Source organism: Streptosporangium sp. LJ11 (assembly GCF_051918945.1).
Taxonomy (GTDB): Bacteria; Actinomycetota; Actinomycetes; order Streptosporangiales; family Streptosporangiaceae; genus Streptosporangium.
The window spans coordinates 93,716-117,465 of the sequence record NZ_JBPXMB010000014.1 but is presented as its reverse complement, the minus strand read 5'-3'; the positions used below and the strand labels follow the sequence as shown (position 1 = coordinate 117,465).

At 71.5% G+C, this 23,750-nt stretch carries 18 protein-coding genes; 9 read left to right on the top strand and 9 right to left on the bottom strand.

Annotated features, from left to right (window positions below; all coding sequences use genetic code 11):
• Positions 1–2 precede the first annotated feature (2 nt).
• Together ACTOQ3_RS21540 and ACTOQ3_RS21535 are read right to left on the bottom strand one after the other, a co-directional pair.
• On the bottom strand, positions 3–1,514 hold the full coding sequence (locus ACTOQ3_RS21540; protein WP_440064782.1) for a hypothetical protein: 1,512 nt from the start codon (positions 1,512–1,514) through the stop codon (positions 3–5).
• Positions 1,515–1,717: 203 nt separating this feature from the next.
• Positions 1,718–2,044: a hypothetical protein gene (locus tag ACTOQ3_RS21535; RefSeq protein ID WP_440085139.1), complete on the bottom strand. Its 327-nt coding sequence runs from the start codon at positions 2,042–2,044 to the stop codon at positions 1,718–1,720.
• Between the two features lie 545 nt (positions 2,045–2,589).
• Between ACTOQ3_RS21535 and ACTOQ3_RS21530 the strand changes: the two genes are divergently transcribed.
• The 4 genes from ACTOQ3_RS21530 to ACTOQ3_RS21515 all read left to right on the top strand — a co-directional run bounded on the left by ACTOQ3_RS21530 (position 2,590) and on the right by ACTOQ3_RS21515 (position 7,662).
• The gene (locus tag ACTOQ3_RS21530) at positions 2,590–4,395 is read left to right on the top strand and encodes a SpoIIE family protein phosphatase (protein WP_440085138.1); all 1,806 of its coding nucleotides are present in this window, start codon (positions 2,590–2,592) and stop codon (positions 4,393–4,395) included.
• The gene (locus tag ACTOQ3_RS21525; RefSeq protein WP_440085137.1) at positions 4,379–4,687 is read left to right on the top strand and encodes a SpoIIE family protein phosphatase; all 309 of its coding nucleotides are present in this window, start codon (positions 4,379–4,381) and stop codon (positions 4,685–4,687) included. Before ACTOQ3_RS21530 ends, ACTOQ3_RS21525 begins: the two co-directional genes overlap by 17 nt.
• A 244-nt stretch (positions 4,688–4,931) precedes the next feature.
• On the top strand, positions 4,932–6,587 hold the full coding sequence (locus ACTOQ3_RS21520) for an RNA polymerase sigma factor (RefSeq protein WP_440085136.1): 1,656 nt from the start codon (positions 4,932–4,934) through the stop codon (positions 6,585–6,587).
• A gap of 109 nt (positions 6,588–6,696) precedes the next feature.
• Positions 6,697–7,662, top strand: coding sequence for a hypothetical protein (locus ACTOQ3_RS21515; RefSeq protein WP_440085135.1), 966 nt, complete (start codon positions 6,697–6,699; stop codon positions 7,660–7,662).
• Between the two features lie 77 nt (positions 7,663–7,739).
• Here the strand turns inward: ACTOQ3_RS21515 and ACTOQ3_RS21510 are convergent, their stop codons facing one another.
• The gene (locus tag ACTOQ3_RS21510) at positions 7,740–8,480 is read right to left on the bottom strand and encodes a YaaA family protein (protein ID WP_440085134.1); all 741 of its coding nucleotides are present in this window, start codon (positions 8,478–8,480) and stop codon (positions 7,740–7,742) included.
• 46 nt (positions 8,481–8,526) lie between these two features.
• On the opposite strand from ACTOQ3_RS21510, the gene ACTOQ3_RS21505 reads away from it, so the two are divergent.
• Positions 8,527–9,285, top strand: a complete 759-nt coding sequence (locus ACTOQ3_RS21505) for a GNAT family N-acetyltransferase (RefSeq protein ID WP_440085133.1) — start codon at positions 8,527–8,529, stop codon at positions 9,283–9,285.
• Positions 9,286–9,302: 17 nt separating this feature from the next.
• Here the strand turns inward: ACTOQ3_RS21505 and ACTOQ3_RS21500 are convergent, their stop codons facing one another.
• Positions 9,303–9,533 carry a DUF7455 domain-containing protein gene (locus ACTOQ3_RS21500; protein WP_030920243.1) on the bottom strand — a complete coding sequence of 77 codons (231 nt, stop codon included), beginning with the start codon at positions 9,531–9,533 and terminating at the stop codon, positions 9,303–9,305.
• A 240-nt stretch (positions 9,534–9,773) separates the two neighbouring features.
• On the opposite strand from ACTOQ3_RS21500, the gene ACTOQ3_RS21495 reads away from it, so the two are divergent.
• Positions 9,774–11,846, top strand: coding sequence for a DNA gyrase/topoisomerase IV subunit B (locus ACTOQ3_RS21495; protein WP_440085132.1), 2,073 nt, complete (start codon positions 9,774–9,776; stop codon positions 11,844–11,846).
• Between the two features lie 209 nt (positions 11,847–12,055).
• On the opposite strand, the gene ACTOQ3_RS21490 is transcribed toward ACTOQ3_RS21495, so the two are convergent.
• Complete coding sequence (locus tag ACTOQ3_RS21490; RefSeq protein WP_440085131.1) at positions 12,056–12,550, bottom strand: beta-class carbonic anhydrase; 495 nt, start codon at positions 12,548–12,550, stop codon at positions 12,056–12,058.
• A 166-nt stretch (positions 12,551–12,716) separates the two neighbouring features.
• Between ACTOQ3_RS21490 and ACTOQ3_RS21485 the strand changes: the two genes are divergently transcribed.
• Positions 12,717–13,034 (top strand): hypothetical protein, encoded by a 318-nt coding sequence (locus ACTOQ3_RS21485; RefSeq protein WP_440085130.1) that lies wholly within the window; start codon positions 12,717–12,719, stop codon positions 13,032–13,034.
• Between the two features lie 165 nt (positions 13,035–13,199).
• Positions 13,200–13,565, top strand: a complete 366-nt coding sequence (locus ACTOQ3_RS21480) for a VOC family protein (protein WP_440085129.1) — start codon at positions 13,200–13,202, stop codon at positions 13,563–13,565.
• Positions 13,566–13,818: 253 nt separating this feature from the next.
• Here the strand turns inward: ACTOQ3_RS21480 and ACTOQ3_RS21475 are convergent, their stop codons facing one another.
• Together ACTOQ3_RS21475 and ACTOQ3_RS21470 are read right to left on the bottom strand one after the other, a co-directional pair.
• Positions 13,819–16,314, bottom strand: coding sequence for a DNA gyrase/topoisomerase IV subunit A (locus ACTOQ3_RS21475; protein ID WP_440085128.1), 2,496 nt, complete (start codon positions 16,312–16,314; stop codon positions 13,819–13,821).
• A 227-nt stretch (positions 16,315–16,541) separates the two neighbouring features.
• Positions 16,542–17,156, bottom strand: a complete 615-nt coding sequence (locus tag ACTOQ3_RS21470; RefSeq protein WP_440085127.1) for a GNAT family N-acetyltransferase — start codon at positions 17,154–17,156, stop codon at positions 16,542–16,544.
• A gap of 339 nt (positions 17,157–17,495) precedes the next feature.
• Between ACTOQ3_RS21470 and ACTOQ3_RS21465 the strand changes: the two genes are divergently transcribed.
• Positions 17,496–19,565, top strand: a complete 2,070-nt coding sequence (locus ACTOQ3_RS21465) for a RecQ family ATP-dependent DNA helicase (RefSeq protein WP_440085234.1) — start codon at positions 17,496–17,498, stop codon at positions 19,563–19,565.
• A gap of 138 nt (positions 19,566–19,703) precedes the next feature.
• Here the strand turns inward: ACTOQ3_RS21465 and ACTOQ3_RS21460 are convergent, their stop codons facing one another.
• Both ACTOQ3_RS21460 and ACTOQ3_RS21455 read right to left on the bottom strand, forming a co-directional pair.
• Entirely contained in the window at positions 19,704–22,541 is a 2,838-nt protein-coding gene (locus ACTOQ3_RS21460; RefSeq protein ID WP_440085126.1) for an ABC transporter substrate-binding protein, read from the bottom strand.
• A gap of 151 nt (positions 22,542–22,692) precedes the next feature.
• On the bottom strand, positions 22,693–23,586 hold the full coding sequence (locus ACTOQ3_RS21455) for a carbohydrate kinase family protein (protein WP_440085125.1): 894 nt from the start codon (positions 23,584–23,586) through the stop codon (positions 22,693–22,695).
• Between the last annotated feature and the right edge of the window lie 164 nt (positions 23,587–23,750).

Genomic DNA, 23,750 nt, shown 5'->3' with positions numbered 1-23,750 from the left:
ACCTACACCGGAGGTTCGTCGGGAATGTCCGCGATGTCATCGAGGGCGATGGCCAGTTCCTCGGGGTCGTCCCCGATGCGCTCGGCGATCTCGATCAGCACGTGCAGCACGTCGTGCCGGTCGTGGCCCAGATCCAGCAGCCGCTGCGCCGCCTCCCAGAGCTGCGGCGGGTCGCCCTCCCAGAGCCGGGCGGCGATCTCCTCGTGCCAGGCGAGGTGCTCGTCGTAGTCGCGCCGGTCGAGCTCACCGGCGTGGTCGATGCCCAGCAGGATCCGCCGGTCGGTGTCGTCGGCCGGGTTGAGCAGGCTGAGCTTGATCTCGCCGTGCGTGCCCTGCAGGAAAGGGAACGCGAACACCCGTCTGGCCAGTGCCGACAGGTCGCCGTCCGGCAGCAGCCGGTCGAGCAGGTCGCGGTCGAGCCCGAAGGTCGTCGGGTCGCGGTAGGACTCCGCGAACTTGCCGGTCGCCTCCCAGACCGCGTCGAGCGTGGCCCGCAGCCCCTCGTCGGGCAGGCCGGTCCGGCCGGCGGCGAACCGCGCCCACGCGCCCAGCACGTGCGGCACCGCCTCCTGCTCGGCGGTGGTGAGCATCACCTTGCGCGGCAGCCAGTCGAGGAGGAACGTCTCGCACTTGGTCGGGCTCACCCGGAGTGGGCGGCCGAAATCCTGGTCGCAGCCGTAGTCGATGATGTGGTCGGCGCACCGGGAGGCCGCCGAGGGGTCGGACAGGTGTTCGGCCGCGTCCGAGGAGAGGAACTCGGCCGCCAGCATCGCCCGGCGGTCGCGGCTGTAGGGGGCCTCGCTGTGCAGCGGGGCCGGCCGCTTCCTGCCGGGCGGCAGCGCCTTGATCCGGGACCTGGCGAAGGCGTGGTAGGCGCTGTAGCTGTCGCTGACCGGCGCGGACGTCCTGCGCTGGCCGTACTCGGCGGTGGCCTTCATGGCCGATTCGAGCAGCGCCCTGGCCTGCTGCGGCTCGATCTCCCCGAACCTGAGCATCGGGTTGCCCTCGGCCTCGGCCCTGGCCTGCTCCAGCAGCTTGTCGACGTGCGAGGAGACCCAGGCGTCGCGGGCGATGCCGCGCATGTTGTAGTCGACGATCACCACCAGCGCGTGCCGGTCCTCGACGCTGTCGGCACCCCGGTAGCCGAAGGTGCACACGACGGTGTCCTGGTCGCCGTACGCGTCGCGGGAGACGAAGCAGCCGTTCGTCTTGACCACGCCCAGCCGGTCGGCCCAGCGGGGCCTGGCCACGCCGCGCTCCATGAGCGCCAGCGCGGCGCCCTCCGCCTTGGCGGCCTGGCGGGCCGTGCCGAGATAGGCCAGCGCGATCAGTAGGGTGAGCGCGGCGGGCGAGCCGGCCTTGGCCGCGTAGTCGACCAGGCCCTCGCCGAGGACCTGCTCGGCGTCCCCGCGTCGCAGCCGGCGCCCCCACCAGGCTCCGACCATGTCGGAGACCATGAGCTCGGCGTCCAGCGGGCTGCGTACGGCCAGCAGCTCGCGAGCGGCGAGCAACATCTCGGAGAAGACCGCCTCGGGGGACTGGCTCTCCCTAAGGTCTCGACGATGTCGCCGGCTCAAGCAGCCTCCCCCGTCGGGCGCGCGAGCCCAGCGCGGACGCCGCCGCGTCGATTGGCCCGCTCGCTTCCCTCGCTCACGTCCCAACCTTCTCGCATTCCCGGTCCAAACGGTGCGTAGAAGACGGCCGGGTGCTCCCGATGCTACCGGGGACCGCGGGGCGGCGGCGCGGAGTTGACGAGGGCGAGCAAATGCTCGCGGGCGACGCGCTCGACGACCTCGGCCGTCGCCTCGATGCCGAGATGCTCGGCACAGGCGCAGACGTCGGCCACGCATCTGTCGACGGTGTCGACGGGAACCGTCAGGAACTCGGCGGCCAGGTGAGAGGTCACCGGCTCGTGGAGGACCGTCGAGGGCGCTGCGGGCGCTGCGGGCGCCGAGGACGTCGAGGACGTCGAGGACGCGGCGGGCGTCGAGGACGCGGCGAAGGTCGGGGAAGGCCCGGCGAAGCGGGTGGTGAGAACGGGCATGGATGTCGCATTCCTCCGGAGTTTCCCGGGGGCATCCCCCGGATGTGTCGGCGAGGACGTGCGTTTTCATTCCACAACTTATCTCGGGAGTGTCAACCCTCGGCGCCGTGATATGGAAAGCTGGCCCCGTGTCTTGACTGAATCCTGCAACAGCGGAGTAAGTGAGTGTCCCCGAACAGGGAGCCGAATTGACGGCGAGTCAGTAGCCTGATCTCGCCTGCAAGCCCGACGGAGATGAGGTGGGCAGTTGCCGGGACGGTCCGGCCCGATCCTGCTATGGTCCTGGCCGCAAACGTTCGGAGGCACAACGCCGGCCGGTCGGCGCTCGTGCGGGAGCCCCCTCGCGCCGGTGCGAGGGTTCCGGTGATCGGAGCGGCGGTGTTCCCGGGGTGCGCGGACCGCATCCTGGGCGGGGCTTCCGTCCGCACCTGCCCATCGCCGATGATGTACTCCAGGATCCGGTCCCCCGGAGCCGCGCTACGCCAATTCGCAAGTTTGGAGATGTGCCTCGTGGGAGACCCTGGCACGCGACGGAGGTGCCGACCATGAGCGCCGAAACCTCCGTGCCCCGTCCCCGGGAGTCGGGTGTGGACATCTCAGACTCCGGCCTGCTGCAGGGCCTGCTGTCGCAGTCGCCGTTCGCCTTCGCGTTCTTCGACCCCGACGGCCGCTTCGAGCGCGTCGACGAGGTCTTCGCCGACGTGGTCGGCCTGCCCGCCGAGCGCCTGGTCGGCCGGGCCCCCGGCGAGTTGCTCTCCGCCGACCTGACCGCCCTGATCGAGGGTTCGGTGCGCGGCATCGTCGCGGGGGCCGAGGTCGAGGGCGACCAGCGGATCCGCGTGCGCACCGCCGACGGGCAGACCCACCACTGGTCGCTGACCTTCTCCCCGATCCACGACGACAAGGGCACGCTCCGCGCGATCTGCCTGGTCGGCGTCGACATCACCGACAGCAGGCAGGTCGAGGAGGACCTCAGGCGCAGCGAGGAGCGCTACCGCTCGCTGGTCGAGGCCCAGTCCCAGCTCGTGTGGATCACCGCTCCCAACGGCGTCGTGGAGGAGGACGCGCCGCAGTGGCGGGCCATCACCGGCCAGGGGCTCGAGGAATACCTCACCCACGGCTGGCTGGAGGCCGTCCACCCCGACGACCGCCCGCACACGGAGGAGGCGTGGCGCGAGGCGCTGCGCGGCCGGATCATGTTCGAGTGGAGCTACCGGGTCCGCACCCGGGCCAGCGGCTACCGGCACTTCGAGGTGCGCGCCGTCCCGATCATCCGGCACAACCGGGTCGTCGAGTGGGTGGGCGCCAACACCGACGTCACCCCGCAGCGCGAGGCCGAGGAGATGCGCGGCCGCCTGACCGACCAGCTCGGCGCCGCGGCCCTGCGGACCGCGCGCCTGCAGGGCGCCACGGCGATGCTCGCCGAGGCGCTCACCGTCGAGCAGGTGGTCCAGGTCATCATCGACGTGGGCCGTACGGCGCTGGCGGCCGACCGCTCGGCCGTGGCGCTGCTCGACGTCGACCGGGCCGCGCTGAAGCTGGTCAACAGCGGCGGCATCCCCGACGTCCCCGGTGCGCCCGGGGAGGAGATCCCGCTGTCGCACTCCAGCGTGATGACCATGGCGGTCAACAGCCGGCGCCCGGTCTTCGCCGAGTCGCCGGAGAGCCTGCGGTCCCAGCTGGTCGACGCGGGCGGCGACAACGAGGCCATCACCGGATTCATCGCCCACAGCGACGAGCGGGCCTGGGTGGGCCTGCCGCTGCTGGCCGCCGGTCGCGCGCTCGGCGCGCTGAGGTTCTCCTTCACCCGCCCGCAGAAGATCTCCCAGGAGGACGGGGTGTTCCTGGAGGCTCTCGCGGGGCAGTGCGCCCTCGCCGTGGAGCGGGCCACCCTGTTCGAGCGCGAGCACCGCACGGCCGAGACGCTCCAGCGCAGCCTGCTGCCCGACCGCCTGCCGGTGGTCCGGGGCCTGGTCCTCGCCCAGCGGTTCCGTTCGGGAAGCCGCCACGTGCAGGTCGGCGGCGACTGGTACGACGCGTTCGTGCTCCAGGACGGCCGGGTCGCGGCGGTGGTCGGCGACGTCATGGGCAAGGGCGTCAAGGCCGCGGCCGGGATGGGCCGTATCCGCAACGCCATGCGGGCCCTGGCGCTGACCAACCCGCCGCCCGCGGCGGTGCTCACCGGCCTCGACAGGGTCTTCGAGGCCACCGAGGAGGAGGAGCAGGTCACGACCCTCGCCTACATGGTCGTCGAGCCGGGAACCGGAGAGGGCACGCTGGCGCTCGCCGGCCACCCGCCGCCCCTGCTGGTCTCCCCGCAGGGCGTGCCGGCCGTTGCTGTGCGACGGTGAGCCCGGCACCCCGCTGGGCTGGCCCACGAGCCGCCGGCAGTTCAGGTTCTGCGTCCCGCCGGGCCACACCGCTGTCCTGTATTCGGACGGTCTGGTGGAGAACCGGAAGCGTGGGCTCGATGCCGGACTTGCCGATCTTTGCTCTGTTGTGACCGAAGCGCCGGCCGAAGTGGTGGGAAGCCCCCACATGTTGCTAGATTTTCTTGTCGATCGCATGCTGTCCGGGTATGAGCAGGATGACGACGTCACGGTGCTCGCGATCCACGTTCCCCTCGCCACGAAGAGTGACTGAATGAAACAGTCATAACGGTTGCTTTCGGGTATCGGTGCCTCGCTTCCGTACGCACTACTCTCTTGGTCGGCCTAGGGTGGAGGGCAACCGCCAGGAGGCGGCCGTATGGATCACGGTGTCATGCCACAATGCTGGACAGGTACGTCGCGGTTCGCGCGGCCTCGTTAATCACAACTAGAGGTAAAACTGCCCCTAGTTGGGCATCTGGGTCCATTCTCGTCACGCTTTCCTTCGAGAGGTGTTCGTGTCGCCTGCAAGTTCGACTCGCTCGAAGCCATCCGAGCTGAACGAGCCCGTCATTCAGCAGCTGATGGAGCGGGGGCGCTCGCAGGGGTTCCTCGAGTCCGAGGATGTCCGCAAGGCCGTCGAGGAAGCGGACATTCCGATGGCGCAGGTCGCTGGAATCCTGCGAAGCCTCAGCAAAGAGGGCATCACAGTACGGCTGACCGCCGAGGACTCCGCGGCTCCCAAGAAGCCCCGCACTCCCGCCAAGCGCCGCACTGCCCCGGCCGCGCCCGCCGCCGTCAAGAAGACCAAGACCGCCGCGGCGGCCAAGGAGCAGCCGGAGACCGTCACCGCGGTCGTCAGCGGCTCCGAGTCCGCCGCGACCGCGGCCAAGAAGCCGGCGGCCCCTGCCAAGGCGGCCCCGGCCAAGAAGGTCGCCCCGGCCGCCAAGAAGCCGGTTCCCGCCCCGCCGCCGAAGAAGGCCGGGTCCGAGGCCGGAGGCCCTGCTCCGGCGTCCGCGCCGAAGCCGGTCACCGGTGACGACGACGAGGTCATCGACCTCGAGGACGTCGAGATCGAGGACTTCGACCTGGAGACCGTGGCCGAGGTCGAGGTGGAGGTGGAGGTCGAAGCCGAGGTCGAGGTGGAGGCCGAGGCCGAGGAGGAGCCCAAGGTCGAGGCCGTCGAGGTGAACGAGGACGAGGTCCTCATCCTCACCGACGACGACGATGACGCCCCGGTTCCCCAGGTCGCCGCCGCCGGTGCCACCGCGGACCCGGTCAAGGACTACCTCAAGCAGATCGGCAAGGTTCCGCTGCTCAACGCCGAGCAGGAGGTCGAGCTCGCCAAGCGCATCGAGGCCGGCCTGTTCGCCGAGGAGCAGCTCGGCACCGACGGCGAGAAGCTCCCGGTCGACGTCCGCGCCGAGCTGGAGTGGATCGCCGAGGACGGCCGCCGGGCCAAGAACCACCTGCTGGAGGCCAACCTCCGCCTCGTGGTCTCGCTGGCCAAGCGCTACACGGGGCGTGGCATGCTCTTCCTGGACCTGATCCAGGAGGGCAACCTGGGCCTGATCCGCGCGGTCGAGAAGTTCGACTACACCAAGGGCTACAAGTTCTCCACCTACGCCACGTGGTGGATCCGGCAGGCGATCACCCGTGCCATGGCCGACCAGGCGCGGACCATCCGCATCCCGGTCCACATGGTCGAAGTGATCAACAAGCTGGCCCGCGTCCAGCGGCAGATGCTCCAGGACCTGGGCCGCGAGCCCACCCCGGAGGAGCTGGCGCGCGAGCTCGACATGACCCCCGAGAAGGTCGTCGAGGTCCAGAAGTACGGTCGCGAGCCGATCTCCCTGCACACCCCGCTGGGTGAGGAGGGGGACAGCGAGTTCGGTGACCTCATCGAGGACTCCGAGGCCATCGTTCCCGCGGACGCGGTCAGTTTCACGCTTCTGCAGGAGCAGCTCCACTCCGTTCTGGACACGCTGTCCGAGCGCGAGGCGGGCGTGGTCTCGATGCGTTTCGGCCTGACCGACGGTCAGCCGAAGACGCTGGACGAGATCGGCAAGGTCTACGGGGTGACGCGCGAGCGCATCCGGCAGATCGAGTCCAAGACGATGTCCAAGCTCCGCCACCCGTCCCGGTCGCAGGTGCTGCGCGACTATCTCGACTGAGCCTTCCTGGCGACGGGTCCGCACCGTACGGTGCGGACCCGTTGTCGTTAACGCCGGTGTAACGGGTCGGTAGCACGTCGGGTGAAACGGGCTTCTAGGCTGCCGCCTCATGGGTGTGGCCGAGGCTGACAGGATTCGCGCCCGGGGGCTGCGGGTGATCGTCGATCGTCCGTGGGCGGACGCGATGCTCGACGACGCGGTCGCCGCGGTCCGCCGGAAGGCGTTCGAGGCCGGTCCGATCACGATCGGCGCGGCCCGCGGCGATCCGGAGAGGCGCGCGCTCAGGGTCGAGGCGCTGGCCAGGGCGGCCGTCGGCCACAGCCGTGCCATAGAGGCGCTGGCGGCCCGCGACCGGGCCAATCCCGACCTCTGGCTCTGGCTCGGGCGCACCCGCATCGAGGAAGCCTGGACGATCAAGCCGGATGTCAGGGCGCGGGCCGTGCAGGCGCGGCGTGTGCAGGCGTTCCAGGAGGCGATGGAGTCGGCCAGGGGGCCGCTTTTCACCGCGGCGTCGCTCGAGCCGTCCGATCCGGTGCCCTGGGAGTCGATCATGTGGCTCTACCTCGGTCTCGACCGGCCGCGCCAGGAGAAGGACGCGGTCTGGTACGAGGCCGTTCGCCGTTATCCGACGCTGTTCCCGGCCAACGTGGCCCGGCTCATGATGCTGTCCCCCGCCTGGGGCGGCAGTGCCCAGGAGATGCTGGCGTTCGCCAGGCAGGCCGTCTCGCGGGCGCCGGACGGGGATCCGATGGCGTCCCTGATGCCGTTGGCCCACTTCGAGCGGGTGGCCGCCGAGCGGTCGCCGATGTCGCGCGGCGGCTGGTTCTCCGACGAGGCGCTGCGCGAGGTCGTCTCGCACTCGGGTCGCTGGCCGGGCCGGGACGGCCATCCCCGGTCGGTCGAGGCGCACAACCTGTTCGGGGCCGCCTTCTACCTAGCCGACCTGCGGCGGCCCGCGCGCGGGCACCTGATGCGGACGGGAGGCAGGGTCAGCCGGTTGCCGTGGTCCTACCTCGGAGATCCCGCCCAGCAGTTCCAGCGGGCCTGCGGGCGGCTCCACCTCGTCGCGGCGTGAACCCGGCCGGGGTCCTCAGGCGCGGCGGGACACGCCGGATCCCGTCCCCGGCGCGTCCCCGGCGCGCCCGCGGAGGATCACACCATGACGTCGAGTGTCCACGGCCGTTTCCCCGCGGGCGGCGCGCCGAGGGTGACGGAGTGGCCCAGGTGATCCAGAACCTTGGCGAGCTCCTCGGGGCTCCCCGGATCGAGGCCCCCCTCGAGCAGGGAGCGGGCGATCACACCGCGGGTGGCCTTGGCCATGTGGCTGACCACCTTCCCGTCCCTGAGCACCCGTACCGCCACCGCCCGCCCGCCCGGCTGCCACGCCGCCGCGTACGTGCTGGAGCGCAGGTCCACGACCAGGCCCGGCTCGGCGTCGAGCAGCGGCGTGACCGACCGGCGCCAGAAGGCGCCCAGGCCGCCGAGCGGCGGCAGCCGCACCCCCATCGACAGCCGGTACGGCGGCACGCGGTCGCCGATCCGCAGCAGGCCCCAGAGGCCGGAGAAGATCAGCAGGCTCTCCGAGGCCCGCGCCGCCGCCTCGGGGGACAGCGAGGCCAGGCCGAGGTTGTCGTAGAGCACGCCGGTGTACAGGTCGGCCGCGGCCAGCGTCGGCGCGGTCCGCAGGAGCAGGTTCCTGCCGACCTCACCGGCCTGTCCCGGCGACAGGCCGAGGGTGTCCCGCGCGGCAGGGTCCCGGCACAGCTCGGTGAGCGCGTCCAGGACGGTCTCCCTGGGCGAGCCGAGAGCGGGAAAGCTCAGCCCGGGCAGGTCGAGGGCCGGGCCGTCGCCCCGCGCGGCCTTCCCCTCGGACGGAGGCAGCAGAATCAGCACAGTCGCCGAGCGTAGTGGGGCGATCGGGGAGTTAGGATCCTTCAGCATGATCGATGAGGTCTTCGACCGGCTGGTCGACCAGGCCTGGCCGGCGATCCAGCGGGTGGACGCCGGAGGCTGGACGCTGCGCGCCGCGGACGGGGTGACCAAGCGGGCCAACTCCGTGCTGCCGCTGGGCGAGCCGGAGGATCTTCGAACGGGCATCGAGAGAGCCGAGAAGTTCTACGCCGACCGGGGCCTGCCCTGTGTCTTCTCGGTGGGGCGCGGCGCCACGCCCGGCCTGGACGCGTCGCTGCGGGCGCGCGGCTACCGGGTGGTGGACCCCACACTGATCATGACGGCGCGCCTCGCGCCCGGGGACGGGCCGCCTGAGGAGCCCGGAGGCTCGTGGGAGGCCGGAGAGCACGAAGGGACCGGGGAGAGGGTCGAGCTCGCTGAGGCGCCCTCGCAGGCGTGGCTGGACGCCTGGTGGAGCGTGGACGGGAGGTTCGGTGGCGACGGCCTGGTGACGGCCGCGCGGATCCTCACCGGCGTGCCCGCCGTATACGCCTCGCTCGGCCGTGAGGCCGTGGGACGGGGCGTGGTCCAGGGGGAGTGGTTCGGGATCTACTCCATGGCCGTACTGCCGCACGCGCGGCGCCGGGGTCATGGACGGAAGATGTTGCGTGCCCTGCTCTCGCATGCGCGGGCGCAGGGCACACAGCGGGCATATTTAGTCGTGGTGGAGTCGAACACCGCTGCCAGGGCGCTCTACGAGCGGCAGGGCTTCACGGTGGCGGGCCGATATCACTATCGGGTCCGATGATGGCTCCATTCGTCTGGTTATCGTTCGTCGTTGCCTGCCGTTGCCGGGGCGTCGCTGAGACGAGCGGACTCGTCCTGGATGTTGGCGCCCTTGTCTCTCAGCACGGCCACGTGCTGCCGCCCGTGGTGGGCGCAGAACAGCAGCTCCCCACCTACGGGCAGGGTCGCGCGGATGTAAGCCTGGGCGCCGCACCGGTCACAGCGGTCAGCAGCTGTGAGCTGCTTGGCGGGGGCGAGGGTTCCAGTCACGTATCGCCTTTCAGGTCATCCCCTGAGGTGGAGGATCTGGCGTCAGTCACTTGAGAGAACATCTAACCCGATACGAACGTTCCCAACCGACCCCCTGCTACGCCCAGAGCGGAAAGTGTCCGAAAGTAACGATGATCACGCCGGATGTAACACCTGTGCCCACCGGATGGCAAGCTTGTACGCGTCGTGGTGGGAAGAACGGTAAGCTGCGCACACGTGTTCGACAGAGTGGGAGTGGGCGTGACCGCAGTTAGCGCGGAGACGGGTTATACGGCCCGCCACCTGTCGGTGCTGGAGGGTCTGGAAGCCGTCCGCAAGCGTCCAGGCATGTACATCGGGTCGACCGACAGCCGCGGTCTCATGCACTGCCTGTGGGAGATCGTGGACAACGGGGTCGACGAGGCCCTGGCCGGTTACTGCAGCCGCATCGAGGTCGAGCTTCACCCCGACGGCTCCATCGAGGTCCGCGACGACGGCCGGGGCATCCCGGTCGACGTCGAGCCCAAGAGCGGTCTGGCGGGCGTGGAGCTCGTCTACACCAAGCTCCACGCGGGCGGGAAGTTCGGCGGCGGCTCCTACGGCGCCTCGGGCGGCCTGCACGGCGTCGGCGCCTCCGTCGTCAACGCCCTGTCCTCGCGGCTGGACGTCGAGGTCGACCGCGACGGCCGGATCCACGAGATCAGCTTCCGCAGGGGCGTTCCCGGTGTCTTCGACGGCGACGGCCCCAAGGCCAAGTTCAAGAAGAAGTCCGGGCTGCGCGACGGCGGCGCCGTGGCGAAGAACGTCACCGGCACCCGCGTGCGCTTCTGGGTCGACCACCAGATCTTCCTTCCCGAGGCCGAGGTCTCCCTCGACGAGATCCACGTCCGCCTCCGCCAGACCGCGTTCCTGGTCCCCGGCCTGACCCTGGCCGTGCGCGACAGCCGCGGCGAGGAGGCCGTCGAGGAGGAGTTCCACTTCGACGGCGGCATCTCGGAGTTCACCGAGTTCCTCGCCCGCGACGAGGCCGTCTGCGACGTGCTGCGCCTGCAGGGCGTCGGCCACTTCCACGAGACCGTCCCGGTCCTCGACGACCTGGGGCACATGACCCCGACCGAGGTCCAGCGGGAGCTCACCGTCGACGTGGCGGTGCGCTGGGGCAAGGGCTACGACAGCACCGTCCGCTCCTTCGTCAACGTGATCGCCACCCCCAAGGGCGGCACCCACGTCAACGGTTTCGAGCGCGCCCTCGTCCGCACCCTGAACGAGCAGTTGCGCGAGACCCGCCTGCTCAAGAACGGCGACGCCCCGGTGACCCGCGAGGACATCATGGAGGGTCTCACCGCCGTGGTGACCGTCCGGGTGCCCGAGCCGCAGTTCGAGGGCCAGACGAAGGAGGTCCTGGGCACCTCTGCGGCCTCCAGGATCGTCGCCCACGTCGTCTCGCGGGAGCTCAAGGAGCTGCTCGCCAACCCGCCGCGCAACGCCAAGGCGCAGCTCCGCGCGGTCCTGGAGAAGATCGTCGCGGCGGCCAAGGCCCGCATCGCCGCCCGGGAGCACCGCGACAACCAGCGTCGCAAGACCGCCCTGGAGAACTCGGCGCTCCCCGCCAAGCTGGTCGACTGCCGCAGCGACGAGGTCGACCGCAGCGAGCTGTTCATCGTCGAGGGCGACTCGGCGCTGGGCACCGCCCGCGCGGCCCGCAACTCGGAGTTCCAGGCGCTGCTGCCGATCCGGGGCAAGATCCTGAACGTGCAGAAGGCGTCCGTCGCCGACATGCTCAAGAACGCCGAGTGCGCCGCGATCATCCAGGTCATCGGCGCGGGTTCCGGCCGCTCCTTCGACATCGAGGCCGCCCGCTACGGCAAGGTCATCCTGATGGCCGACGCCGACGTCGACGGGGCGCACATCCGCTGCCTCCTGCTGACCCTGTTCCACCGCTACATGAAGCCGATGGTCGAGGCCGGACGGGTCTTCGCCGCCGTGCCGCCGCTGCACCGCATCGAGGTCATCAACCCCACGCGCGGTCACGGAAAGTACGTCTACTGCTACTCCGACGCCGAGCTGCAGCGGGTGCTGCGCGACCTGGAGCGCCGGGGCAAGCGCTGGAAGGACCCGATCCAGCGCTACAAGGGCCTGGGTGAGATGGACGCCGACCAGCTGGCCGAGACGACCATGGAGCCTCGGCACCGCACCCTGCGCCGGGTTCGCATCGAGGACATCGAGGAGGCCGAGCGCATCTTCGCCCTCCTGATGGGCAGCGACGTGGCCCCTCGCCGGGAGTTCATCGTGAGCAGCGCGGCCGAGATCGACCGCGACCACATCGACGCGTGACCGTGACCGTCCCCGCCGGGTGATTCCCCGGCGGGGACGGCTGACGGCGAGCTCCGCGGCACCGATCGGCCGATCGGGCGTGCCCGTGAGTCGTTCGCCCCGCCCGGCGCCTTCGAACGCCGGCGAGCACGGCCGATCGTGAAACCGTGATCCGGCCCCTGCCGGGACCGGATCACGAGGACCGGATCACAAGGTTCAGGTCACGAGGTTCAGATCTCGACCGGCACCAGCTTGCCGGTGCGCACGTCGTAGATGGCCCCGCCGACCGGCATGCCGACGGGCAGGAACGGGCTCGTCCTGATCCGTACGAGATCATGGCGGAGCGCCGCGTCCTGGTCGGGGACGGTGTGGAAGTCCAGGCTGCGGGTGTCGACGCCGCGCCGGGCGGCGATCGCGTGCACCTCGTCGTCGGTGACCTTGGTCATGCCGCAGTCGGTGTGCGGCATGACCAGCACCCGCTCCACGCCCAGCAGGTTGACCGCCAGGACGAGCGTGCGCAGGACGTCGTCGGTGACCCGGGCCCCGGCGTTCCGGAGGATCTTGGCGTCGCCCGGCTTCAGGCCGAAGAGCCCCAGCGGATCGATCCGCGAGTCCATGCAGGTGACCAGGGCGAGGCCGCGGGCGGCCCTGCCGGTCAGTCCGGCGTTGGTGAACGTGGCGGAGAACTCCTCGTTGGCGGTCAGCAGGTCGTCAAAAGCACTCACGTGCGCACCCTTCGGTCGGCGCAATCAACGGACTAATGATGCTTCATGCCCGTTTCCGGAACGTTGCCGGGGGCGCACCTGGTGACGACTTCACCAAGATCCCGTCGTCGCCTCTCACTCTCGGTCATGATGTCGTCACCCAACGTCCGGAAGTGTGGAGAGGCTGATGAGCAGGACCGAATCGCTGGCCGACTATCTTCGTGACCAGGGCAGGCGGAAGCTGGACCGGGTCGAGGTCAGGGACGGGGGCCGCAACGCGCGCTCGGCGCTGGCCCTGCTCGACGCGGCGGTCTACACGCGGTCGCTCAGGGACGACGACCCGTTCGTGGCCGTTCTCGCTGAGGCGGGGTGTTTCGGCCCCCAGGGGACCGGTGAGTTCGAGCCGACGGACCGGGTCGCCCGGGTCGTCCGCTTCTGGGAGTCGGGTGAGCCCTGGCAACTGCTGATGGCGATCCGGTTCGCGCTCCAGGGCGTGCTCACCTGAGAGCCCGGGTTTCAGTCCGTCCGCCGGGGAAAGGCGGACCTGGACCGTGGCCATGGCACCGGGCCGGGGCGCCCCGCGTGCCCCTGGCTGATCGGTACGGCGGCCGTTGAGGCTCCCGGTGACACCGCCATAGGATCTTCGTCGGTGCCGAGTCTGGGAGGAAGCATGGGAATCGCGCAGCTGAGGTCGATCGTTCTCGATTGTCCGGACCCCAAGCAACTGGCCGACTTCTACAGCGCGCTCCTGGGCTGGCAGATCGCCAGCGTCGAGGACGAATGGGTGGTGGTCACCGGGGGCAGGCCCGGACGCCTCTGCTTCCAGCTGGTCCACGACTACCGGCCGCCGGAGTGGCCCACCACCGAGCGGTCCCAGCAGTTCCACCTCGATCTGACGGTCGAGAACCTCGACGAGGCCGAGAAGGAGGCGCTGGCGCTGGGCGCGTCCAAACACCCGTACCAGCCGGGCGAGAACGAGGGTTTCCGGGTCTTTCTCGACCCCGCCGGGCACCCGTTCTGCCTGTGCGTCGACTGACCCTCCTGAGTGATCTCAGGGCCTCCGGGCCGATCCGGGCGTCCGGCGCGCTCCCGGCGTCGCGGCCGACCGGCCGTCCCCGTGCATGTCGCTCCGCGTGCGCGGGGGCCTCAGGGCCGGAAGCCTCACGGAGGCCCTCACGGCCCGCCTGCCGTCTTCCGTGATCTCGGAGCCCGCGAGGGTTCGCCGCGCGAGGCCCCGGGAGTCTCCGCCGTTCTGGCGGGGCTCCCGGGGCCTCGTCGCGGGCGGGTGGTCACTCCTCGGGGGCGGGAGCCGCCGCTGAGCCCTCCTCGCCGCCTCCGGCGCCGAGGGCGCCGCCCACGGCCGCGACGGTGTGGGTGAGCCGTACGCCGGAGCCGTCACGGCGGCCCAGCTCCTCGGGCAGGGGCACGGGCTTGCCGACGGCAGAGACCGCGCGGGCCGGTCCGGGACCCGCCCAGGCGAGCAGCAGGACGTCCTCGCCCTTGAGGAACCGCTGGACGCGGACCCCGCCGGTGCCCCGGCCCTTCGGCGGATATTCGGCGAAGTCGGAGATCTTGGCGCCGCCGATCTGGGTGCCGGGCAGTGCCGTCGAGGAACCGGCGATGGTCACGACCTGCGACTCGCGGGCCGGATCGACCGCGCCGAACCAGATCACCACGGCATCGCCGTCCAGCCGTACACCGGCCATGCCGCCCGCGGGACGGCCCTGCGGGCGGACGACGGAGGCGGAGTAGCGCAGCAGCTGGGCCTCGGAGGTGATGAAGACGAGATCGTGGTCCTCGCTCTCCAGCTCCACCGCGCCCACCACCGTGTCGCCGTCCTTGAGGGTGATCACCTCGAAGTCGTCGCGGTTGGCCGGGTAGTCGGGAACGACCCGCTTGACCACCCCCTGCGCCGTGCCCAGCGCCAGGCCAGGCCCGTCGGGATCGAGCGAGCCGATGCCGACGACCGTCTCGCCCGGGTTGAAGGTGACGTACTCCGCGACCGGGTGGCCCCCGGACAGCGACGGCGGGTTGGCCGAGCGGGGCAGTGTGGGCAGGTCGACCACCTGGACCCGGATCATCCGCCCCTGGTTGGTGACCACGCCCACCTCGCCCCTGACCGTGCTCCGCACGGCGGAGACCAGCACGTCGTGGGACGAGCGGTCACCGTCGCCGGCCAGCGGCGAGGCATCGAAGGTGCGGGCCAGCAGGCCGGTGGAGGAGAACAGCACCAGGCAGGGGTCGTCGGCCACCTCCAGGGGGGCCGAGACGTTCCTCGTGACCCCCGAGGACTCCAGCAGCACCGTGCGGCGCGGGGTGCCGAAGGTCTTGGAGACCTGGGCGAGCTCGTCGGAGACGACCTTGCGGAGCCTGTCGTCGGAGGACAGGATCGCGGTCAGCTCGGCGATCTCGTCGCGCAGGGTCTGGCTCTCGCGGTCGAGCTCCAGCTTGTCGTAGCGGGTCAGGCGGCGCAGCGGGGTGTCGAGGATGTAGTTGGCCTGGGTCTCCGACAGCTCGAAGACCTCCGTCAGGCGCTCGCGGGCCTGGGCGGAGTTGTCGGAGGAGCGGATGACCTGGATGACCTCGTCGATGTTGAGCAGGGCGACGATGAGGCCCTCGACGAGGTGCAGCCGCTCCTCGCGCCTGCGCCGGCGGTACAGGGAGCGGCGGCGGACCACGTCGATGCGGTGGTCGACGTAGACCTGGAGCAGCTCGCGCAGGCCCAGCGTGCGCGGCTCGCCGTCGACCAGGGCGACGTTGTTGATGCCGAAGGTCTCCTCCATCGGCGTGAGCCGGTAGAGCTCCTCCAGCACGGCCTCGGGGATGAAGCCGTTCTTGATCTCGATGACCAGGCTCAGGCCCTTGTGCCGGTCGCTGAGGTCCTTGAGGTCGGAGATGCCCTGGAGCTTCTTGGCGGTGACCAGCTCCCTGATCTTGGTGACCACGCGCTCGGGACCGACGTTGAAGGGCAGCTCGGTGACGACGATGCCCTTGCGGCGGGGGCTGACCTGCTCGACGGCGCACTTGGCGCGCATCCGGAAGGTGCCCCGGCCCTTGGCGTACGCGTCGCGGATGCCGTCGAGGCCGATGATCGTGCCGCCGGTGGGCAGGTCGGGGCCGGGGACGAACCGCATCAGGTCGTCGAGCGTCGCGTCGGGCTTCTTGATCAGATGACGGGCGGCGGCGACGACCTCGACGAGGTTGTGCGGCGCCATGTTGGTGGCCATCCCGACCGCGATGCCGGTGGCACCGTTGACCAGCAGGTTGGGGAAGGCCGACGGCATGACCGTGGGCTCGGTCTCCTGGCCGTCGTAGTTGGGCTTGAAGTCGACCGTGTCCTCGTCGATCGACTGGACCACGGCCATGGCCGCCGAGGCCAGCCGGGCCTCGGTGTAGCGCATCGCGGCGGGCAGGTCGTCGGGGGAGCCGAAGTTGCCGTGCCCGTCGATGAGCGGCAGGCGCATCGAGAACGGCTGGGCCATGCGGACCAGCGCGTCGTAAATAGCGGTGTCGCCGTGCGGGTGGAGCTTGCCCATCACGTCGCCGACGACGCGCGACGACTTGACGTGGCCCCGGTCGGGCCGCAGGCCCATCTCGCTCATCGAGTAGAGGATGCGGCGCTGGACCGGCTTGAGGCCGTCCCTGGCGTCCGGCAGCGCACGCTGGTAGATCACCGAATATGCGTATTCGAGGAAGCTGGTGCGCATCTCGGTGGAAACGTCGATGTCGACGATCCGCTCCTCGAAGCCCTCGTCGGTCGGGGGTGTGGTCGTCCGTCGAGCCATCTGATTTCCTGCGCGCGCGCCCCGGCCGTCAGGCCGAGGGGAGGCGCATCCTCCTTCTGTCTTCGTGGTCCAACCGTTGGTGCCGGCTCCCCGGGGAGCCTTGGCCGGGATGTCCGGTGGGAGGCCGGTGACGGGGGCGACCGGGCATCATACCGAGACTCGATACCATACCCAGCCCATCCGACACTTCCGGGCCTTCCCCGGCCTGCCCGTGGATGCCGCCGCCGCTACGGCGCCGTGCCCGGGGCGGCCGATGTGCCGGGGAGGTCTCGGGTCCTGGGGCCCGCGCCCGGCCAGGGGCCGGGGGTCTCACCCTCGTACTCGTCGCCGGGGACGTTCACCCTGGTGTCGTAGACCCTGAAGCCGCGCGCCTTGTAGTTGGCGAGCGCCACCGGGCTGTCGAGGGAGCAGGTGTGCAGCCACACCCGCCGGGTCGCCTCCCGCTCCGGCTGCCGGTCGGCCAGGTCCCAGGCCCTGGCCGCGCCGATCTCGAGGAGGTGGCCGCCGATACCCTTGCCGATCGCCCACGCCAGGAGACCGAAGGAGGCGATCTCGACGGTCCCGCCGTCCTGGGGGACGAGCTCGACATAGCCCGCGGGGGTGCCGCGGTGGTAGGCCACCCAGGTCTCCACGCCGCCGGCCAGCCAGTCCGCCCACTCGTTCCAGGTCCACGGCAGCTTGTTGGTCCAGTGCCAGTCTCCGCCGACGGCCGTGAGGAGGAACCGGTTGAACTCGGGCGAGGGCAGCTCGGCGCGCACGACGTCGACCTCGACCGACGGCGGCTTGGCGGGCAGCAGGTCCGAGCGTGAGGTCTGTTCGAGGTACCAGGTGGTGACGTCCATAGTGGATGCATCAAATCACGGCTCGGAGCCCGTCAGGTCCCCAGCTCCCGGCGTCGCGGGTGCCGGTGGCGCCGGTGGAACGGGCCGCGGCCCCCCGGCGGCGCCTCACGGAGTCCCGCCGCGCACCCGCCGGGCACTCATCGGGCACCCGTGGGGCACTCATCGGGCGCCCGTCGGGCGCCTGGAGGCCCGCCGACCACTCCTCTCGGCTCCCGTCCGGTACGGCCCGCGCCGGGCGCCGTTCCCCTCCCGGGTACGGCAAGTGCCGCCCGTGTATGCCGTACCGGGGAAAAACAGTCGGCGAGACCTGGTACCAATGACCGGGTGAGCGAAGAGCTGATGCTGCGCGAAGAGGCCGAGGAGCGGCTGCGGGCGCTCGCCGGGGAGCACGCCCGGCTGCGCGAGGACCAGTGGGCGGCGATCAAGGCGCTGGTCATGGACCGGCGCCGGGTGCTCGTGGTGCAGCGCACCGGCTGGGGCAAGTCGGCGGTCTACTTCATCGCCACCGCGCTCCTGCGCGAGCTGGGCGAGGGGCCGACCGTCATCGTGTCGCCGCTGCTGGCCCTGATGCGCAACCAGATCGCCGCCGCCGAGCGCGCCGGGATCACCGCGGTCACGGTCAACTCGGCCAATCCCGAGGAGTGGGAGCGGGTCTACAACCAGGTCGCCGAGGGCGAGGTCGACGTGCTGCTCGTCAGCCCCGAGCGGCTCAACAACCCCGACTTCCGCGACCACGTGCTGCCCGAGCTGGCCGAGAGCGCGGGCCTGATCGTGGTCGACGAGGCACACTGCATCTCCGACTGGGGCCACGACTTCCGCCCCGACTACCGGCGGCTGCGCACGCTGTTCGAGGAGCTCACCGAGGGTGTGCCGATCCTCGCGACCACCGCCACGGCCAACGCCAGGGTGACCCGCGACGTCGCCGAGCAGATGGGCGAGGAGACGCTCGTGCTGCGCGGCGCGCTGGAGCGCGACAGCCTCCATCTCGGGGTCGTGCGCCTGCGCGGCGCCGAGCAGCGCCTGGCCTGGCTCGCCCGCACGCTGCACGAGCTCCCCGGCTCCGGCATCGTCTACACGCTCACCGTGGCCGCCGCCCAGGAGATCGCCGCCTACCTGCGCGAGCAGGGCCACGAGGTGATCGCCTACTCCGGGCAGACCGAGCAGGCCGAGCGGCTCGCCGCCGAGCAGGCACTGCTCGACAACAAGATCAAGGCACTGGTCGCGACCTCCGCCCTCGGCATGGGCTACGACAAGCCCGACCTCGGCTTCGTGGTGCACGTCGGCGCGCCCCAGTCCCCGGTGGCCTACTACCAGCAGGTCGGCCGTGCGGGCCGAGGGGTCGAGCGGGCCGAGGTGATCCTGCTGCCCGGCGCGGAGGACCGCGACATCTGGGCCTACTTCGCCTCGCTCGCCTTCCCTCCCGAGCCCGTCGTGCGCTCCGTGCTGGCCGCGCTGGAGGAGGGCGGCGTGATGTCCACGGCCGCCCTGGAGAACCGGGTGGACCTCAGCCGCAGCCGCCTGGAGACCATGCTGAAGGTCCTCGACGTCGACGGCGCGGTGCGCCGGGTCAAGGGCGGCTGGGAGTCCACCGGCGAGCCCTGGGGCTACGACGCCCCGCGCTACGCCAGGGTCGCCGCCGAGCGCGAGGCCGAGCAGCGGGCCATGCTCGAATACCTCGACACCACCGGCTGCCGGGAGGAGTTCCTGCGCCGCCGCCTCGACGACGACACCGCCTCCCCCTGCGGCCGCTGTGACAACTGCACCGGCCTCCATCGCTCGCCCGAGGTGGACGAGCAGGCCGTACGGTCGGCCGCCGACCGGCTCCAGCGGCCCGGGGTGGACGTCGAGGCGCGTAAGCAGTGGCCGACCGGGCTGGCCGACCTCAAGGGACGGATCAGGCCGGAGCTGGGCGCCGAGCCCGGCCGGGCGCTGGGCAGGCTCACCGACATCGGCTGGGGCAACCGCCTGCGCGGCCTCCTCGCCGACGGCGCCGCCGACGGGCCGGTCCCCGACGACGTCTTCGCCGCCGTGATCAAGGTGCTGTCGTCCTGGGAGTGGGCCCAGCGCCCGGTCGGCGTCGTCGCGGTGCCCTCGGGCAGCCGCCCCCAGCTCGTCCGAAGCCTCGCCGAGCGGCTGGCCCAGGTGGGGCGCCTGTCCTACCTGGGCGATCTCGGTTACCGGTCGGGACCGCCCGGACGGCAGTTCAACAGCGCGCAGCGCGTCCAGGCGATCAGGGGCACCCTGGCCATGCCCGCCGCCCTGGGCCCGGCCGTCGCCGGGGCCGGAGGCCCGGTCCTGCTCGTCGACGACCTGGTCGACACCGGCTGGACGATGACGCTGGGAGCCGCCATGCTCCGCCACGCCGGGGCCCCCGCCGTGCTGCCCCTCGCCCTCGCGGTCACCAGCTAGAAGCCGGTCGGGAGCCCGCCGGGAATCGCCTGGAAGGGGGCGGCGGGCTCCCGGGAAGGCGCGGCCCAACGAAAGGCGCGGCCCTCAAGAAGGCCTCAAGGCCTCAAGAAGGTACGTCCCCCAGGAAAGGCGCGTCCCTCAGGAAAGGCCGAGATCGACGTAGTCGTAGTCGGAGAAGGCGTGGCTGACGTGCACGTTCGTCAGGCGCTTGCCGCGGAGCAGGACGCGGGTGTCCCACTGGACGGGCAGCACGACTGCCTGCTCCATGACCGTGCGGTCGACCCGCGCCCACAGCTCCTCGCGCCGGCCGGTGTCGAGCTCGGCGCCGGCCTGGTCGATGAGGTGGTCGGCCTCGGGCAGGCGCACGCTCACGTTGAACGACAGGCCGTCCTCCAGGATCTCCCGGCTGTCGGTCAGGTACGGCAGGTAGCTGGCGCCCTCCGGCCAGTCGGCGGTCCAGGCCCGGATGGAGAGGCCGATCTTCTCCTTCCGCAGATAGGAGGGGCTGCCGCCGTGCTGGGCGGTGTGCTCGGCCTGGGACATGCCCCTGAGCGTGAGCCGGATCCCGACGCGTCCCAGGGCCGCCTTCAGGGCCTCGGCGGCCTTCCGCTCGGCGGGCTGTCCGGCCCGGAAGACGATCGTGGCCGCGAAGCCGCCGGGCCGCCCGCACGCGGCCAGCTGCCCGCGAGCCGCGGCCACGTCGCCCTTGCCGGTCTGGTACAGGTTCAGCGGGCGGTGCCCGGAGATGGTCGGCGGGAGCAGCCCGGTGGCGATCGTGCCCGCGCGCAGGCCGCGGCCGTAGGCGTCGCGCAGGGCCTCCCGGTCCGCCGCGGCGAACACGGCCCTGCGGCAGGCCACGTTGTCGAAGGGCAGCACCTGCGGGTTGATCGCGACGTACCGCAGCCAGCCGATCGTGGGCGCGTCGGCCCGCGCCCTGAGCGCGGGATCGGCCGCGATCCGCTCCGGCAGCTTCGCGCTCGCGCCCGAGTCGAGGTCCAGGTCGAGGTCGCCGGAGACGAGGCCCTTGTCGACGGCGTCCTGGTCCATGTCGAAGGTGATCTCGTAGCGGTCGGGGAGCGCCCGGCGGTTCGGGTCGGTCGCCGGTGACCAGTGCGGGTTGCGGACCAGGACGAGCCGCTTGCCCCGCTCCGCGCTCTCGAACATGTAGGGGCCCGAGGAGAGCACGTGCTTCTCGTACGCCGCGCCGGTGTCCTTCGCCTCGGGGACCGGCATGGTTTGGGGGACCTGGGCGACGTGGTCGAACGCCCCGTGTGGCTTTCTGAGGTGGAACACGACGGTCCGGTCGTCCGGGGTCCGGATCGCCCCGTCGGTGTCGGCCTTCGGCGACGCGAAGTAGCCCCGGTAGCCCGAGGGCAGGTTCAGCAGCTCCTCGAAGTGGTACGGGCCCCGGCTGAGCGTGTCCTTGCCGATCGCGCGGAGCACGGCGTGCTTGACGTCCGCGGCGACGATCGGCGTGCCGTTCTCGTACTTCAGGCCCTCCCTGAGCCGGTACGTCCACGTCCTGCCCCCGTCGCTGGGCACGCCGGGGCCCTCCGCCAGGTCGCCCACGAGTTCCCGGCTCCCGGCGCCGGGAACGGGCCGGTACATCGTCAGCGAGCGTCCGTAGAGCCGCGCGACGTTCCACAGCGACGGGTAGTAGGTGTTGCCCGGATCGAAGGAGTCGGCGACGAAGCCGGCGCCGAACCGCATCGTCCCGCCCCTGCGTGCCGAGGGGTTGACGACCGAGGCCGAGGCCGCGTCGAAGCCGGTCGGCGCCGGCTTCGGCGTCACCCGCGAGACGGCTTCGGGCTCGCCGGACGGCAGGACCAGCCAGGTGGTGACGCCCAGCACGCAGGCGGTCGCCAGGGCCGAGGCGGCGAGCAGGATCCGCCGGCGCCCCACCGTGCAGGCGAGCCGGGCGAGCCGGCCCGGTGACGGCGAGGAGAACCCGGTGGAAGGCGTCGCGGGAGAAGGCGCCCGAGACAGCGCCCCCGACGGAGCCCCCGACGGTACCGGGGACGGGACGGAGGACCGGGCCGGGACCGGCGCGCGGCCCGGCAGGGGAGCCGGTGCCGGGAACGCGGAGGAGGAGCGGGCCGTTCCCGGCGCGCGGGGTGGCGGGGGAGACGCGGGGGGCGGGAACGTTCCGGAGACCGGCTCGGGACCACCGGCCGCGTTCAGCAGCATGTCCAGCACGTCGGCCGAGCCGGGCCGGGAGCGGGGGTCCTTGGTGAGGGCCGCGCCCAGCAGCGGGCGCAGCGACTCCGGCACGCCGGACAGGTCCGGTTCCGCGATGAGGATGCGGCGCATCACCACGGCCAGGTTGCCCAGCCCGAACGGGGGCTGCCCGGTCGCCGCGAACACCATGGTCCCGGCCCAGGCGAACACGTCGCCCGCCGGTCCGACCTCCTGCTCGTGGAACTGCTCGGGCGCCATGTAGGCGGGCGTGCCGACCAGGTCCGTGGTCAGGCTGTACGCGGCGTCCAGGGCTCTGGCGATGCCGAAGTCGATGACGCGGGGGCCGTCGGGGCCGAGCAGGACGTTGCTGGGCTTGAGGTCGCGGTGCACGATCCCGGCACGGTGGATCGCGGCCAGCGCGGTGGCGGTGGCGACGGCCAGCCTGACCAGCGCGTACTCCTCGCGTGGCCCCTCCCTGGACACCACCTGCTGCAGCGACTCGCCGTCGACGTACTCGCTCAGAATGTACGGCCGGTCGCCGGTGGCGTCGGCCTGCAGCACCCGGGCGGTGCAGAACGGGGCGACCCGCCGGGCGGCGTCGGCCTCCCGCTGGAAGCGCCGCTTGGCATGCGCGTCGTCGGAGAGCCTGGCGTGCAGCACCTTGAGCGCGACGCGCTCTCCCTCGGGGGTGCGCGCCAGGTAGACCACGCCCTGGCCGCCCTCACCGAGGAATCCGACCAGCCGGTGCGGGCCGATCAGCTCCGGGTCACCCGGCCGCAGGGGGCGGGGCTCCGGCATGCGTCACTCCAGGGGGTCGCCGCGAACATGGTCCCACCACATTATTGGATCACCGTGGAGAGCGGGGAAAACCCCGGGACCGCACCCGGCGCGGACCGGTGGCCTGCAGTGGTACGGGCGGCCAGCGGCGCGGGCGGTCAGGCGGGGACGGTCAGAGGCGGGGGCGGGCGCCCAGGTGCGAGATGGCCCGGGAGGCCAGGTGGCAGCCGGAGGCGAGAGCCTCGGCAGGGGGCTTGCCGCCGAGCCAGGCGGGCAGGAAGCCGGCGGTGAAGGCGTCACCGGCACCGGTGCCGTCGACCACGCGCTCCACGGACTCGGCGGGAACCCTGATCGGGTCGGGGCGGTTGTTGGCGTACCAGAGCGCGCCCTCGTCGCGGAGCTTCACGACGACCTGGGGGAACCAGGCGGTGAGGACCTTGGCGGCGGCGGCGGGGTCGTCGCGGCCGGTGAGGACCTTGGCCTGGTCGGCGTTGGCGAACAGCAGCTTGGCGCTCTGCGTCCACTCGAGGAAGGGCTCGGCGCCGGTGCGCTCCAGGGGGGCGGAGGAGGAGCAGTCGACCGAGACGGTCATCCCCGCGCGGCGGGCCATCTCCAGGGCGGCCATGCCGGCGTCGCGGGAACCCTCGTTGATCAGGGTGTAGCCGGACAGGTGCAGGTGCCCGCCCTGGGAGAACAGGTCACGGGGCAGGTCCTCGGGGGACAGGGCCGCGTTCGCGCCCGGGTCGGACAGCATGGTGCGCTCGCCCTTGTGGGTGACGAGCACCACGCAGGTGCCGGTCGGGCGCTCGGGATCCATGACGAGGCGGGCGTCGACGCCGTAGCCCATCAGCTCCATGTCGCGGTTACGGCCCGTGATGTCGGCGCCGCGCCGCCCGATGAAGGCGACCTCGGTGCCCTCGACGGCGAGCCAGGAGGCGATGTTGGCACCCGAACCACCGCCGTGCATGGTGACGATCGCCGGTGTGTCGCTGGCCCTGGCCAGCGGGTAGCGAGCCCGCGCGACCGCGTCGGTCATGAGATCGCCCACCACGACCACCCGCGTCATGATGTCACCACCTTGCTGCCTTCGATGCCGACGTGCCTCTAGACATGCTTCAAGCCATACCTCTGGTCGTGCCTCTAACCGCGAAAAACTTAACAGCTTCCGGCCAGCGTATGGGGTCTTGACCGGACACCGGACCACAGTCGATGCACAAGCGTTGCGTGAAT

What these genes read in the sequence shown, in the direction of transcription:
- ACTOQ3_RS21470 (WP_440085127.1), bottom strand. Translation starts at nt 17,156, where the DNA reads ATGGACGTCACCACCTGGTACCTCGAACAGACCTCACGCTCGGACCTG.
- ACTOQ3_RS21540 (WP_440064782.1), bottom strand. Translation starts at nt 1,514, where the DNA reads ATGTTGCTCGCCGCTCGCGAGCTGCTGGCCGTACGCAGCCCGCTGGAC.
- ACTOQ3_RS21530 (WP_440085138.1), top strand. Translation starts at nt 2,590, where the DNA reads ATGAGCGCCGAAACCTCCGTGCCCCGTCCCCGGGAGTCGGGTGTGGAC.
- ACTOQ3_RS21460 (WP_440085126.1), bottom strand. Translation starts at nt 22,541, where the DNA reads ATGCCGGAGCCCCGCCCCCTGCGGCCGGGTGACCCGGAGCTGATCGGC.
- ACTOQ3_RS21485 (WP_440085130.1), top strand. Translation starts at nt 12,717, where the DNA reads ATGAGCAGGACCGAATCGCTGGCCGACTATCTTCGTGACCAGGGCAGG.
- ACTOQ3_RS21535 (WP_440085139.1), bottom strand. Translation starts at nt 2,044, where the DNA reads ATGCCCGTTCTCACCACCCGCTTCGCCGGGCCTTCCCCGACCTTCGCC.
- ACTOQ3_RS21480 (WP_440085129.1), top strand. Translation starts at nt 13,200, where the DNA reads ATGGGAATCGCGCAGCTGAGGTCGATCGTTCTCGATTGTCCGGACCCC.
- ACTOQ3_RS21475 (WP_440085128.1), bottom strand. Translation starts at nt 16,314, where the DNA reads ATGGCTCGACGGACGACCACACCCCCGACCGACGAGGGCTTCGAGGAG.
- ACTOQ3_RS21465 (WP_440085234.1), top strand. Translation starts at nt 17,496, where the DNA reads ATGCTGCGCGAAGAGGCCGAGGAGCGGCTGCGGGCGCTCGCCGGGGAG.
- ACTOQ3_RS21505 (WP_440085133.1), top strand. Translation starts at nt 8,527, where the DNA reads ATGATCGATGAGGTCTTCGACCGGCTGGTCGACCAGGCCTGGCCGGCG.
- ACTOQ3_RS21515 (WP_440085135.1), top strand. Translation starts at nt 6,697, where the DNA reads ATGGGTGTGGCCGAGGCTGACAGGATTCGCGCCCGGGGGCTGCGGGTG.
- ACTOQ3_RS21455 (WP_440085125.1), bottom strand. Translation starts at nt 23,586, where the DNA reads ATGACGCGGGTGGTCGTGGTGGGCGATCTCATGACCGACGCGGTCGCG.